A 14,453-nucleotide genomic window follows, 5' to 3' on the forward strand; every position below is an offset into this window, starting at 1 on the left:
CTGTGTCATCGATGGCGGGGGTAACCGCTTCAGTTCATGCCGCCGCTATGCTTGGCAATGCGGGTACGGTAACGATAAGTGGAGACGTATTTCATCAGGCAGTATTCGATCGGCTGGCGGCGATCCGACAAGGTGATGCGCTCGCACACCAGCAACGGGTCGCCCACGCCGATGTCGAGCAACTGCGCATCGTCGCCGTCGGCGGCGCCCGCGCACAGGTTCTCGACCGCTTCGGCTGGCTCGAAGGCGAACTCCGCCGTGAGCAGCTTGTAGAGCGAACCGGCCTTTTCGATCTGGCTGCGACTGATCCTGGCGCCACGGGGCAAGACCAGATAGGCGTCGTGCAAGCCCACCGGCGCGTCATCGATCAGGCGGATGCGACGCACCCGCACCAGCGGCGCGCCCGCATCAAGATTGAGCAGGTTGGCGATGGCCATGCTGGCGCCGACCGTCTCGATGGCCAGGATGCGCTGGCCGGGCACGCCGCCGCGGTTGCCCGTATCCTGCGAAAAGCTGTCGATGAAACGGGTGGTGCCGCGCACGATGGCCGGCGACACGAACGTGCCACGCCCGTGATCGCTATAGATGATGCCGCGCTCTTCCATGAAGCGCACCGCCTTGCGAACGGTGTCGCGACTGACTTCGTAACGTTCGGCCAGTTCTCGCTCGGGCGGCAGCGCCTGGTTGTCGGTGAGCACGCCACGGTCGATGGTGTCGCGGATGATATCGGCCAGCCAGCGATAACGCGGCTGCACTGTGTCGGCGGTATTCATGGTCTTTTTCATGACGCGGAGTTTACATTGGTACGTACCAACTGTAAATCGCGAACAGCTTGTCAGCGCACCGCTTGCATCGGGTGCCGGTCGCCACGTCCGGCCTGGCCGTCGCGGCTGTTGCCATGCACCACGCCAGCGGCGCGCAGCAGCAACTCCTTGAGCTGGTCGTTGAGACGATCGGCGCACTCGCGCAGATAGTTATAGAACAGCAGGCCGAACAGTGCAATCGAGATGCCAAGGGCGGTCGCATACAAGGCCGTGCCGATCCCTTTCGACACGCCCGACGGATCCGAGATGCCGGACGACGCCAGCACCGAGAAGGTATCGATAATGCCCAGGATGGTGCCGACCAGGCCCAGCAGGGGCGCGGCCGTGACGATCGTGTCGAGCACCCACAGGCGGGCATTGACGCGCGACTTGCCAGCGATATAGATGGCCTCGCCCAGGTCTTGCAACTGGGTCTGGTCCGACACTGCGGTATGCGCCTCCAGCGCTTCGCGCACCAGCTGCACCGGCACCGTCTTGCGCTCCAGCATGGCCGGATCGAGCTGCGGCTTGAAGTTGCTGCGCGCCGTCATCGAATGCAGCAGCTTGTCGGCATCGCGCGAACCGAACCAGAAGAACAGCTGTCGCTCGACGATCAGGAACACCGCCAGCGCGGCGGCCACATACATCGCATAAAAGGTCAGGTCGTGAAACAGCTGGATGGCATTCATGTCAATTCCTTATCGATAAATGATGCGCCGCGGCCGGCGCGGCGCATCGGGCAAGTCAGGTCTGGCTCAGAAGTCACTGCTGAACGACACCTGGAAGGTGCGCGGCGCACCGGTGTAGAACACCGGCGCCGCCGCCGCCGCGATGGCCGCGCCATTGGTGCCAGTGGTGGCATTGGCGTTGGTGGTGAAGCTCGATCCGCTGGGGCCGTTCATGCTCAGGTACTTGCGGCTGAACAGGTTGAACAGCTGGAAGCGGATGGTCGGGTTCTGCATGAACATGGCCTTGTTGAAACGATAGCCGGCGCCCAGATCGAACAGGGTGTAGCCGCCCACGGCGTCGTCATTGACCAGCGTGGTGTAGCGACGACCGACATAGCGCCCCTGGGCGGTGGCGTAGAACGGGCCACTGTTGTATTGCAGCGCCAGCGAGCCGAGCCAGTCCGGGGTGTCGGGCATCTGCTTGCCGGACGTCGACAAGGTGGTGGCGGTGCCGTTGGCGGCGCGCACCGCGACCTTGTCGTCGCGCATGCTCGAATCGGTGCGGGTCACCGAGCCATAGAGATTCCAGTTCTGGTTCATCTTGTAGCCGGCTTCCAGCTCGAGGCCGAAAGTGCGCGACTTGCCGACGTTGAACTGGGTGGTCAGGTTGGACGTCGGGTCATACTGGCTGGCGATGCGGTCACGAAAATCGACGTAGAACATCGATCCCGAGAACGTCAGCTGACTCCCTGCGTAGCGATACCCCAGATCGAAGTTATTGGACTTCTCGGCGCCCACGCGAGGGGTTCCGATGCGTACCGGAATCACATCGCCGGCAGCATTACGGGCCACCAGGACGCCATTGACGACCGAGGTGGTGTAGTTGGCCGAAGCGGTGGTCTGGGCCAGGCCGGTATTGGCATTGTTCTCCGGCGCGCGCGCATTCTGTCCGGCATTGAAGAAGGCCGACTGGGTCTCGGTCAACTGCCAGCGCAGGCCGAGGTTGCCCAGCGTATTGGAGAATTTCTGGTCGACCGTGTAGTCGGCGCCGTTGCCGTTGGCGGCAAGTCCGCTGGCGGTGTTGTTGAAATTACGCTTGACCTCCTGGCGCTTGACGCCCAGTTGCACGTTGAGGCGGTCATTGATCATGGTAAAGCTGTCCTGCAGGAAAATGGTATGCGCATCGACCCGGGTCTTCCAGTTGCGGGCCGCGTTATAGGGCGTACCGTCGGCGTATTGCAGGTAGCCGTTGGTATTGCGCATCCAGTAGTCGGAGCTGTTGCCGCTGCTGTCGATGGCCACGAACGGGCTGAATTGCTTGGAGGTGCCGCTATCGAACCACAGGCCAGCCGACAGGTTGTGATTGTCCAGCTGGTAGTTGACCTTGGTGGTCACGCCCCAGCGGTCGGTCTGGCTGATGTTGCTGCCGTAGCCGAGGATGGTGTCGAGCGTGTCGCCGTCGCCGTTGATGTCGCCGATGCCGCCGTGCAGCAGGCCGGCGCCGCGCGCCTCCGACACGCTCAGCAACTGGTTGCCGCCGGTGCCGTAGCCATAGATGTAGTAAGGATTGAAATCGAGGCTGGCCTTGGGCGAGAGTTGCCAGTGGTTGACCATCGACACCTGGTAGTTCTCGAACGGGTTGTTATTGAAACCCTGGAAATTATTGAGGATGGCGGCATTGGCGGTGGCTTCGTTCTGCGCCGTGCCGGCCACCGGCGTCAGATGCCTCGGCGGCGTGGTGCCGAATTCATAGTTATAGCCAAAGCGCGCCAGGTCGGCCTTGCTGGCGGTGCGGTAGTTGGCGTTATCCATCTTGTTCCACAAGAAGGCCAGCTTCGAGTAACTGCCGCCACCGAAGTCGAATACCAGCTTCGAATCGACGTGCTCGCGCCGGGCGCTGCCATTGCCCTTGAACTTGTCGGCGGCAGCCTTGGACATGGAGATGAAGAACTTGGCGCGGCCATTGGCGAACTTGCCGGTGTCGATACGCACGAACTGCTTATTGTAGTTATTGGCGCCCAGGGCAAAGTTGAACTTGCCGCCCAGCGTATCGCGCGGATCACAGGTATTGATGCCGAGATTGCCGCCGCTGGCGCCCACGTGCGGTGCTTCCATGTCGCCACTGCCCTGGGTCAGGAAAACGTCGCAGGTGTTCTCGGGATCGGCGAACTCCTGGATGCTGATCGAGTAGTTGAGCGAGTCATTGAGGGGTGCGCCGTCCAGCGTCAATCCCATCTGGTTGGCGTTATAGCCGCGCACCCGCAGCGTGGCGCCGAACAGGCCGGTGCCGTCCTGGTCGAAGGTCGACACGCCCGGCAGGTTCTGGATCATCTGGAATGCGGTCGAGGTCGATCCCATCTTCTCGATGGCTTCACGGGTGACCGAGCTGCGCGCCTTGGGCGCATCGTCCTGCTGGATCAGGCCGGCGCCGGGCGCCTGGTTCTGACCCTGCACGGTGATCTGGCCGAGATCGCTGGTTTCCTGGGCGACGGCCAGGGTGGCATCAGCAAGAAACAGGCTCGACACCAGTAGCGCGAGCTTCTTGACTTTCAACTTCATGGTGTTACTCCCCGATAGGTTTGTTCTGGATGGCCGCGCAGGCTGCGCAGCAGGGTGACCTGGACGCCTAGCTACTGGCGGGTGTGAACTGCAAATCGACGACGAAACGGTGTTGCGGCTGCCCCGGCCGGAACTGCTCCGGAAAGGCCGGGAAACTTCCCATGCCCACGCTCTTGCGCGCAGCCTGATCCAGCAAGGGCGAATTGGACGACTCTTCGATACCCATCTCCAGCACCGAGCCGTCGCGCTTGAGGACGAACCACACCTTCACCGTGCCTTGCGGGCGCTGCAGGCTGGCTTCACGCCCGGTCGGATAACGCTTGACCGAATTGAGGTAGGCCCGCACCCGACCAATGAATTCGGCATCGGCGTCGCCCCTCGGGGCGGCCGGCACCGGCGCGGCAGGCGCTGGCGTGGCAGGCGCCGCTGGCGTCGGGTTGCTGGCCGGCTGTGCCGGCGCCGGCGCGCTGGTGGTCGGTGCCGGCGCGGGTGAGACCGGCTCTGCTGCCGGCCTGGCTGGCGCCTGCGGACGCGGCGGCGCTGCTTGCGGCTTGGGTGGCGACGGTTGCGGCCTGGCCGGCGCCGGCACAGGGGGCGCCGCTGGCGCCACCGGTCTGGGCGGCTCCAGCTGGGCGATATCGATGATCTCGAGCTTGACCGGCGTTTCTTCCTTGGGCATCAGTGGCTTGAGCTCGCGCAGGCCGGCCGTCACCAGCAACAGCACCAGTCCCGCCGCCGGCAGCATGGCGACCCAGTCGCGATGGCGATAGAGGCTATGCATCGTCTTCACTTGCGCCGGGAAACGAAAGAGATGGCGTCGAAGCCATTGCCCTTGAGCGTGTCCATCAGGTCGATCACGCGCTGGAACTCCACCTTCTGGTCGGCATTGACGATCAGCGTCAACTTCTTCGACGGCTCGGCCGCCTGCAATTGCTGCAAGCCGGACACCAGTGCGCCGGCAGCGATGTCGCGCCCCTCCAGCTGCAATTCGCCGTCCAGGCCTAGCGTGATGCGCGCAAGGTGTTGGGTCTGCAGATCGCTGGTGCTGGACGACGACGGCAGCGAAGTCTTCACGCCCATCGCGGGAATCACGTTCAGGCTCAGCAATACGAAGAACACCAGCAGAAACATCATCACGTCGATCATCGGAATGATCTCGATACGCGCCCTGCGCTTTTCGGTTTCGCCCCAGCTTCTCATCGCTATCTCTCCATTGATCAACTCACCGCGCCGGCCCGCAATGCGTTTTCTAGCGGCGCTGAAATTGAAGTGGATTATGCGATTGCACAAAACGCGTGTCAACAACTGGTACGTACCAGATTTTTATATTTTTTAACTTTGTGAATTTAATACGCCTGTCACAAAAAATAGCTATTGGCGGATGTAAAAGATGCGTACACAAGACAGAAAACGCCAATTTTGCACCAAATTGGTACGTTCCAATAATGGAATTATTTTTCCTATTTTTGTGACCGGAGCATGACATTTTGATGACATCGGAACATCGATGTGCTGGCTGTTACCCACGGGTGAATTTTTCTGTTGCACCGCCACATCCCGTGGCGGCGCATGCCCCCTTACACCCTATCGATATTTCATCATGGTCCACATCAATAACGCTTCCCCGTCGGTGCGCGATAGCACCGCATTCGACAGCGCCGCCCAGGGCTCCCCCGAAACCCACGAAATGCGCGACCTCGCCATGCGCCCGGCCGGCGAAACGCCGGTCGTACACGCCCGCGACAGGCGTCCGCCCGAGCTGCAAGCCGAGCCGGCCCCGGAACCATCGCTGGCGTTGATCCACCTGCACAACGATGAACCCGAGGACCCGCACCTGGAAGTCGCGCCGAGCCAGACGATGATGGCCGAGTTGAGTTCGCCCCATGGCGGCCGCTCGCCGGCGCTGCGCCAGCTGCACCAGGACATGCGCGAGGTCGGCGTCGAGCGCGCCGAATTCGATAGCATCGTCGCGACCCTGGGCGGACGTGATGTCGCCTCGGCGTCGGCCGGGGCGCTGCTGGCTTCACTCAACGACCACGTCGCCATCGCCAGCTTTCCCTTCAGGTTCCGTACTTCCACCGTGACCACCCACCTGCTGGTCATCAAGGACACCGTCGATGACGAACATGGCAAGACCGACCTGTATTTCCTGAAAGGCTATTCGGACCGCGTCGTGGGCGCCCGCGAGCTGCTGGCGTTCGACCAGCGTCGCGCTGAACTGGCGCAGGCCGAACAGGATCAGGCCAGCGCCGCCGGCAAAGGCAAGGGAAAAGGCAAGCAGAAGGCCGCAGCCCAGGCTCAGCCCATGATGATGGAAACCTACGTCTGCACCTACCTGCTGGAGCTATCGAAGAAATCGTCGCTGTTTGCCCGTCGCAGCATCGATGAAAGCAGCACCATCATCATGCCGGTGCCGCTCAACGCGACGCCGTTCCCGCGCCAGTTTGCGTGGGCTGCCGCAGAAAACTACATGGCCGAAGGCTTCGGCCAACGGCCCGCCGTCGATCGGGGCGACGGTCGCGAAAAGAGCGATTTCAGTCTGGGCTACAGCGACCTCAATGGCCCGGAGAATCGCAACATCATCTTCATCACAGAACAGAAATATCATGACCGCGCCCGCCCGATGCAGCACCGCGCCTACGGCGACTATCCGGCCAGCCTCAATGTGGGCGGCGGCGCCATCGCCGAGGTCACCGGATTCGACGCGCATGGCGTGGAGATCATGGGCCCGGCAGGCAAGGTGGCCGGCGTCAAGCTGGCGACCTTGCGCGAGATCATCGACAAGTTCATGCGCGACAAGCCGCGCGACCGGACCCTGATCGTGCGCACCGAAGACCAGTATCGGCACCAGTTCGTCTATGCGCCACAGGGCTTGCAGATGACGCTGCTCGACCAGCATGGCGAACCGGTCAAGGCGCTGGCGCCGCTGCCCGGGGCCGATGTCTCGACCTATGGCTGGCGCGGCGCCAATACCGGGCCCTTCGGCAGCCCGGCGGGCTATGCCAATTCGATGCTCGTGGTCTCCACCGGCGAGGCGATCCCGGCCGGTCCGTTCCTGAAGGACCGCCATACCCTGAAGGGAATCGCCACGGCGGCCTCGCATGCGCTGGTCGACGTGATCCTCAACGACATGAATCCGGCGGTCAAGGGCACCACCGCCAACGCTGCCCTGAATTCGGCCATGCGGGCAGCAGTCACGGCGGCCACCGTGTACGGCATGACTTCGCTGATCAACACCTTTCGCGACGAGAAGACGCATGCGCTGTTCGACGGTGCGCATCCGTTCAGCGGCTCCGGCGCCGGGCTGGTGGACGCCAAGACGCTGGCCGGCGCCATCGCCGTCACGGTGCTGGCGCAGGACGTGGTCAGCATGGCGTATCGCTTCGCCTACAAGAACTTCGTCAAGGACACCGCCAAGGGCCGCGAGAAATTCAGCGGCCAGGTCTTCAATGAGGCGATGCTGCCTTTCCTGGGCGAACTGGGGCGCTTGCTGGTCAACTACGGCATCCAGACAAAGATGGGCCTGCCGCGCGGCAACGAGAAGGACATCGCCAGCCTGGTCGGGGTGGCGACCCTGTTGACGGCGGTGGATTTCCTGCGGGGGCGTTCGGGCGACCCGGCCAACCACCTGCTGCTCAGCGCGACCTACAAGACGATGGACTTCTTCGCCGCCGACCTGGTATTTCGCACGCTCGGCGCGGTGTTCGGGGCGGACCTGCCGGCCCTCGACGCGGGCGCCGGCGAGCATGTCCACACCGATCTGGCCAAGAATTTGCTGGAAGCGTTCGTCACCCGCATGGGCGCGCGCGGTCCGGACAAATGGCTGCTGCCGATGGTGGGGCTGGCCTTTTCGGCTGCCGGCCTGGCCGGCGCCAATGCGCGCGCGGGCGAAGACCAGCTGGCGCGCGAGAACGCTCCCAACAACCTGGTGGCCAGGGTGCGCGACGCGATCAACGTGTTGTCAGTCGACGGCGAGCGGATGATCGAGGCCGGCCGCGACAAGCTGGAAGACGTCGAAGGCCTGCGCCGCACGGCGGTGCTGCTCAAGCGCGGCGTGGAGCAGATGCGGCGCGCCATCAACCATCTGAACCTGGATGCGCCCCAGACCCATGCCGGCGAACTGGCGCAGGTGCGCGATGCGGCGCGATTTCACGACATGAGCGAGCCGCAACAGCGCGCGCACCTGGAAGCGGTCACCCGGCGCTACCACGACATGATCGCCGCCTCCGACGTGTTCGCCGAGCGCAATCCCCCACCCCTGGGCGACACGCGCGAGTCGGCTCCGCCGGACCTGAGCCTGGCGGTATCCAACAGCAGCGCCAACCTGCCCCAGCGCATCCGCGAGCAGATCGAGTTGCTGATGAAGCGTTTCCCGCAGGCCCATGCCGAGAACCGCGAGATCACCTACCCCACCGCAGTGGCGCCCGACTTCATCGGCGCCGCCCTGCCCCACACTGCCAAGCCCGGCGCGCCGTTCGCCAAGACCGAGCGCATGCCGCGCGACCACACCACGTTCACCGATGCGCAAGTGCCCTACGTCAAGGAAATCCAGCGCGCCCTGGCCGAGGCGCCGGGCATGCCGCGCCGGGTGGAAGACAGCAATGCGCTGTACCTGCAGCTGAGCCATCGCATGATCGACGAAGGCGACCATTCGATCCACGCCTACTCGCTCGAATCGCAACTGTTCCACTACCTCTTGCGGTGGGCGCAGACCGGCCAGGAAAAGTACCTGCGGCTGGCCTCGGGCGTGTGGTTCAAGATTGCGGCGATGAACCATCGCGGCAACGTCACCGGCGAGCGCGACAAGTTCGTCACCGCCATCTCGGTGCTGATGGTCAACCTGATGGCCTTGCACGGCAAGCCGGCGGCGCACCTGGTGCATCGCGGCGTGGTCACCGATGCCCACTACATCGAGCAGTCGCGCCAGGAAGAAGCCCGCGCACGCTACGGCGACGATGCCGTATTCATCGGCGAAGGCGCGGTGGTGGCCATGAGCGAGATCATGTCGGTCACCAGCTCCACCCAGATGACGGCCACTTTCCTGCAGGGGCTGGGCCACGGTGCGGCGCCCATCGACCGTAGCCAGCACATGGTGATTCGCCAGGAAACCGCTTTGCCGGTGCCGCGCCAGACCGAGCATATCCAGGTCGAGAGCCTGCTGATGCCGGGCACCGTGGCCACCATCGATCGCATCGACCATAATCCGCCGCCGCAAGGCAACCGCGACGTCAAGCAGAAACGCAAGACCGGCGAATTGATGGGCCCGGCCGAGAGCACCGAATTCAATCTGGGACAGGTGGTCTATGCCAGCGTGGCCGACACCTTCCTGGCCGAGGTGCGCTACCTGCAATACCAGCAGGCGCAAGCGGCGGCGCACGCCAGCGGCGAGCCGCTCGGGTTGACGCTGGAAGATGGCGCACTGTGCTGTCACCCCGACACGTCGCAGCTGTATCGCTATGATGCCGCCCGGCAGCAGATGGTCTTTACCGGCGGCACGCTGAATTACTTTCATGGCGGTCCGCAAGAGCCGAAGGAACACGAACAGGCCCGCTGGCGCGAGCCCTATACCTCGCCGCAAAGCCCGGCGCAGATTCGCATCGGCATCCAGGGCGCGATCCTGATCGGCCATCCCGTGGTGCCCTTCCTCAACGACATGGTGCGCAACGTGTCCCATGAAACCTACCGGCGCCTGGGTGGCTATTACGACCCGGCCAGCCCCAACCATCAGTACAAGCTGGCCGACGACGCGCGCCGGACCCGCGAGAAGCAGGCGGCGCAGCCGCCGATCAAGGAGATCGCAGGATGGAGCCAGCAAACCGTGTTTGCGCTGCCGGAGGCCGGGCGCGTCTTCGTGGCCGGCAAGCCGTTCCCGGGTGAATTGATGGCGCGGGTGCTGAGCTCGGCCCTGCATCGGGCCATGATGATCCTGGAGGTGGACGCCAGCGGTGCGCTGGTCATGCAGCAACGCACCCGCATCGATCATCACGACCGCGAACGCAGCGAGCAGGTGCCGCTGGTGCAGCGCCATTTCCTCAAGACGCACGATCATTTCGACCTGACCTACGATACCCAGCGCGCGCCGATGCTCGGCGTCGGTCCCAATGGCTACTATGTGGTGGCGCTGCACGAGGGGCAGTACCGGGCGGTGCCGGTCAATATCGCCGGGCCCGGCCTACGTGCGGGCAACCTGATGCATGCGTTCCTGGCGCTGGCCACGCCCAATCCCAACCGCAACCGCTATACCGTCAAGGGCAATGAGATCAAGAGCGCCACGGCCACGCCGAGCACATTGCGCCGCCTGATGCCGGGCGTGCAACGCGACCCGGTGGCCCATACCGCAACCGAGATGTTCAAACGGCTCAGGAACTTTGCCAAGAGCGGCTATGACCCGGTCGACAGCTGGCTGGGCCGAACCTATGCCGAGTTGCATCCGGGCCAGGATGTCGCCAAATCGTGATGCCGCGTGTGGCGGCCCGATGGAACTGGCGCCGCCGTGGCCGACACCCATCGATGCATGGCGAAGAAACGCCGGCACAAGAATATCTCCGGATGGCTAGATAGCCGCTTGCGCATAGATGCCGTACATCACGTTGCACATGCGCAGTGCTTCCGCTGGGCGGAATCCGGATTTCCATCATCGACAGAATTCAGAGGTCAACAAAATGCCAATCGTACATCTTTCCACCGAACTCAAGCACAGCTATCCATTGCCGGAACCGGCAGCCAACGAAGGCCCACGCGTCATGCAGGCGGCCGAGCCGACCACCTGCACCGGCCCGCGCTACGCATTCAACAACGCAGACGTCTATTCGATGCTGTTCCACGGCGTGCAATCGTGGGCCAAGAACGCCAAGCTGGGCGAGTCGGCGCTCAAAGCGTTCGAACGCGACGCCAAGCTCAGCAATGAAAACATCAATAGCAATACCATCCCGTTCGAGGTCAACGACAAGTTCGTCGAAGCGACCCTGATCGCCGGCATGGGCCCGCTGGCGGGCAATGACATGTCCATGAAACAGATGAAGACGGCGGAGAGCATCAGCTCGCCAGAGAACGACCAGCAACACATGCCGGTCGGACTGTCCAACCAGTCGCACCTCATTACCGACCGCACCGCCTACTTCAATTCCTTCAAGGGCGACCGCAATGATGCCGTCGCCTGGTCCAATCACCTGACCGCAAAGGTGCCCGAGAACCCGCTGTGGGGCGTGCTCGAACTGAGCCGTCGTGCCTCGGCCGGCGGTACCCACCTGAAGTGTTCACCTTGCAACAGCCTGCACAACAACCACCATATCCTGGCGGCCGAAAGCGATACGCCTTACCTGCATATCGCCGATTCGGTCATGTACCACCTGTCGAAGAACTACAAGGACCGTGCCGAGCCGCTCAATATCCTCATCGTCGGCACCCGCAGCACGGTGTCGGGCGCGCTGTACCAAAACCAGGAAAAGGCGATGCGGGCGAAATATCCGATGCCCAAGATCAATTGGGTGATCCCCGGCGAGAAGGCGCAAGACCTGATCATGTCGGGCATCTACGACGGCGTAAAGGCAGGCAAGATGACACTGGCGGCGCAACGGATCCACGATGGCGAAGTGCTGGCCATCAAGGAGGCCAAGGAACAAGGCATCGAAGTCCACCTGCGTGGCGCATTCTGCACCGAGATCGATCCTGCCGAAGAAGCGATGACCGACGATCAGAAGAAAGACCTTGGCAGCACCAAGCCACTGGACGCGACCCAGACCCTGACCGAGATGATGGCCGATGGTTCCAAGGCGCTGCGTGAAGCCAACGACATCCTCGATGCGCGCGCCGAGAAGGAACTGAAGAACCGCGAACTGCGCGCCGCCTGACCCCCTGGTCGCGCCCACCGCCCGGTGAGCGCGACCGCCCCGGAGCGCCGCCCTGGCGGCGGGTCCGGGCTTGATTTCCAATACGACCATGTCCAAACAACTCTATGAAGCGGTCATCCGCGAACTGTGCGCGCTGAGCGGCATCAAGGATGCGCAAAGCATCGTCAATGGCGGCCCGGTGGCCGTCAGCGAAGTGGTGTTCTCATTGCATCCGGGCACCGACGCCAATGAGGGCGACTTGCTGGTGTATTGCGACTTCGGCGAAATCTTCAAGGGGCGTGAGGCCGAGGTCTCGCGCACCCTGCTCGAAGCCAATCTCCTGATGTATGCCGCCAACGGGCCGATGTATGCCATCTCGCCGGCGAGCGGACGCGTCGTCTCACAACAACGCTATACCCTGGCCGGCATGCAGGCCGAAGGCTTGCGCGACACGCTGGCGCTGCTGGCCGCCACTGCCAAGGAATGGCGCAAGACACAGCTGCTGGACAATCCGCCCGTCAAGACCAACGGCAGCGCCGCCACCCGGATCCAGCAACGCTGGTCGGGTCAAGGGCAACAATGATCAAGACCTGCTGCCTTCCGGCAGCAGTGGTTCTCACTGCAATAGATCGACGCCGCAGGGCATCTCCTGCGGCGTTTTTTTTCGCACGTCGAACGGTACCGAATTATCGCGTCGGGCATGGAACAGAAGTTCACGCGAGCACCACTCAATCATGACAGTCGATCAGCTTGCCAAAACAAAGAGCGATCGGCGTCAGGCAGGAGCGCCCTTACCGCAATCGCGTCGAGCACCGACAGCGCGCGGCTCCAGGCAGCACCGGCCACACGATACTGGCTTGCAGGCGCCATGCAGCGCCCGACCAGACTTGAAAACGAATACATGACCTGCGACCTGCCGCATTGCCCGAAGGCGAACGGCAACCGGACGCGGTCCAACCAGGAAAAACAGAAATGACACTCCAGATCACCCAACAAAGCTACGTCACGTTCCACCCCAAAGTGGACGAAAACTCTTCTTCCGACGACGCCAAGGCCAAGGCCAAGAAAGCCGAACCCGGCAGCACCACTGCTCCCGGCACCAGCAAGAGCGCCGGCCAGGGCAAGGCGGCGTCCCTGCGCCGCGACAACGATATCCGGAAAATGTGCGAGATCTATTCCAAGCAGTTTTCCGAACTGGCGCCGCAAGCCGAAGCCCATGCGTTCTACAAGGAGAAATTCCCCAGCCTGGCCGACATGGACGGGCGTCCGCTGGGCGACTTGCTGGCCGAACTGGATCTGGACAAGGAACAGGGCAATCCGAACATCAAGATCCGCAACAAGGACGATGCCCAGGTCGACGACATCTATGCCGTCTATGAACGCGCTCAGGACGAATTGCGTTCCAACCGCATCGTCACGGTCGAAAAGCAGTCGGCCGACCACAACGGCATCCCGGCATCGCAGAACCAGGGCGCACTGCGTACGGTGCACATCGGCGTGTATGTCCATACCAAGGGCAATCCGATGCGTGAGACGCAATACCAGGATCCGGACCAGCCGCTGGGCGAACCGGAGGTGATGGAATGGCGCGCCGCCGCCAACAAGCCGAAGCCCTACATGACACTGCAACCGGGCTTCCTCAACAACGAGGAATCGCGCTACACGATGTGGATGCGCCGCAACGATGACAGTCCAAAAGGCTTCCTGTCGCAAAGCCTGATGGCCCACACCGGCCAGATCGAATACTCGATGAGCGACCTGAGCAAGTCGTTCGCGCCGCACACCATCGAAGGACGCACCAACCCCAAGGCCGGCCCGCTGGCGCTGGACGAGCATGCCCGTGGGATGGCAGTGAAGTACGGCCAGCAGGCCTTCGGCGATGCGAATTGGGCGCGCAATCCCGCCAACCTGCACACCTCGCTACGTGAGGGCGGCAGTTGCTCCACGGGCGTGGCCAAGCACATCCAGGGTTTCGACCTGTTTCGCCTGAAGTCCCAGGCTGAAGCCGAGTGGGTGGCCAAGGGCTTGCCGGCAGAGGATGCGCCGACCATGGACGAACTGGTGGACAAACTGGAAGGCCTGGCGCAATACAATCCGGTGAACCAGTCGCCGCGCACCATGTTCAACAACATGCTGCTGTCGAAGGTCAACGGCGAATTCCAGTACGTGTTCGTCGGCAAGAGCGACCAGAGCCAGATCGCAAACGACCGTGAAGGCCCGCCACCAGCAGGCCTCAAGCTCGCTCCGCTGCCTGACCTGCCGGCCGACGATCCACGCACCTTCGAAAATGTGGACGCGGCCAGGAAAGCCAAGCAGATCCCGCGCACCGAGTCCACCCAGGACAACCAGGCCACGGAAGCGGCCAAGGGCAAGTAATTTCGCCAGCCGACCCGATGCGGCAGGCCCAGCCCGCCAGGACCAGTCCGACCTCACGTCGGCAAGCCTGGCGGGCTTTTTCATGGGCGCGCCGACACGGACAGTGAAACCATCACCCGCGGCGCTGCCACCTATCAATCACAAGCGCCAGGCAAACTCGGCGTGCTGACGCCCCATCAGCCTGACGCACAGTGCCGCCACTTGCCGGCGGCACGCCA

Annotated in this window: 10 protein-coding genes; 5 read left to right on the top strand and 5 right to left on the bottom strand. The window is 63.1% G+C overall.

Annotation, left to right across the window (positions count from 1 at the left end; translation table 11 throughout):
• Positions 1-29: 29 nt before the first annotated feature.
• From LBW87_RS15865 to LBW87_RS15885, 5 genes are all read right to left on the bottom strand, one after another.
• On the bottom strand, positions 30-773 hold the full coding sequence (locus LBW87_RS15865) for a GntR family transcriptional regulator (protein ID WP_225202458.1): 744 nt from the start codon (positions 771-773) through the stop codon (positions 30-32).
• A gap of 62 nt (positions 774-835) precedes the next feature.
• On the bottom strand, positions 836-1,492 hold the full coding sequence (locus LBW87_RS15870; RefSeq protein WP_225202459.1) for a MotA/TolQ/ExbB proton channel family protein: 657 nt from the start codon (positions 1,490-1,492) through the stop codon (positions 836-838).
• A 66-nt stretch (positions 1,493-1,558) separates the two neighbouring features.
• Positions 1,559-4,030, bottom strand: a complete 2,472-nt coding sequence (locus tag LBW87_RS15875) for a TonB-dependent receptor (RefSeq protein WP_225202460.1) — start codon at positions 4,028-4,030, stop codon at positions 1,559-1,561.
• 67 nt (positions 4,031-4,097) lie between these two features.
• Positions 4,098-4,811: a TonB family protein gene (locus LBW87_RS15880; RefSeq protein WP_225202461.1), complete on the bottom strand. Its 714-nt coding sequence runs from the start codon at positions 4,809-4,811 to the stop codon at positions 4,098-4,100.
• 5 nt (positions 4,812-4,816) lie between these two features.
• Complete coding sequence (locus tag LBW87_RS15885; RefSeq protein ID WP_225202462.1) at positions 4,817-5,230, bottom strand: ExbD/TolR family protein; 414 nt, start codon at positions 5,228-5,230, stop codon at positions 4,817-4,819.
• A 400-nt stretch (positions 5,231-5,630) separates the two neighbouring features.
• Here LBW87_RS15885 and LBW87_RS15890 point away from each other — a divergent pair, with 400 nt between their 5' ends.
• From LBW87_RS15890 to LBW87_RS15910, 5 genes are all read left to right on the top strand, one after another.
• Complete coding sequence (locus LBW87_RS15890) at positions 5,631-10,487, top strand: hypothetical protein (protein WP_225202463.1); 4,857 nt, start codon at positions 5,631-5,633, stop codon at positions 10,485-10,487.
• A 205-nt stretch (positions 10,488-10,692) separates the two neighbouring features.
• Positions 10,693-11,880, top strand: a complete 1,188-nt coding sequence (locus LBW87_RS15895) for an aspartate/glutamate racemase family protein (RefSeq protein WP_225202464.1) — start codon at positions 10,693-10,695, stop codon at positions 11,878-11,880.
• A gap of 88 nt (positions 11,881-11,968) precedes the next feature.
• The gene (locus LBW87_RS15900; RefSeq protein ID WP_225202465.1) at positions 11,969-12,442 is read left to right on the top strand and encodes a CesT family type III secretion system chaperone; all 474 of its coding nucleotides are present in this window, start codon (positions 11,969-11,971) and stop codon (positions 12,440-12,442) included.
• A gap of 117 nt (positions 12,443-12,559) precedes the next feature.
• The gene (locus LBW87_RS15905; RefSeq protein WP_225202466.1) at positions 12,560-12,835 is read left to right on the top strand and encodes a hypothetical protein; all 276 of its coding nucleotides are present in this window, start codon (positions 12,560-12,562) and stop codon (positions 12,833-12,835) included.
• Positions 12,832-14,235 carry a hypothetical protein gene (locus LBW87_RS15910; RefSeq protein ID WP_225202467.1) on the top strand — a complete coding sequence of 468 codons (1,404 nt, stop codon included), beginning with the start codon at positions 12,832-12,834 and terminating at the stop codon, positions 14,233-14,235. Before LBW87_RS15905 ends, LBW87_RS15910 begins: the two co-directional genes overlap by 4 nt.
• The last annotated feature ends 218 nt before the right edge of the window (positions 14,236-14,453 follow it).

The sequence above is a fragment of the Herbaspirillum sp. alder98 genome, from assembly GCF_020179755.1.
Lineage (GTDB): Bacteria > Pseudomonadota > Gammaproteobacteria > Burkholderiales > Burkholderiaceae_D > Herbaspirillum.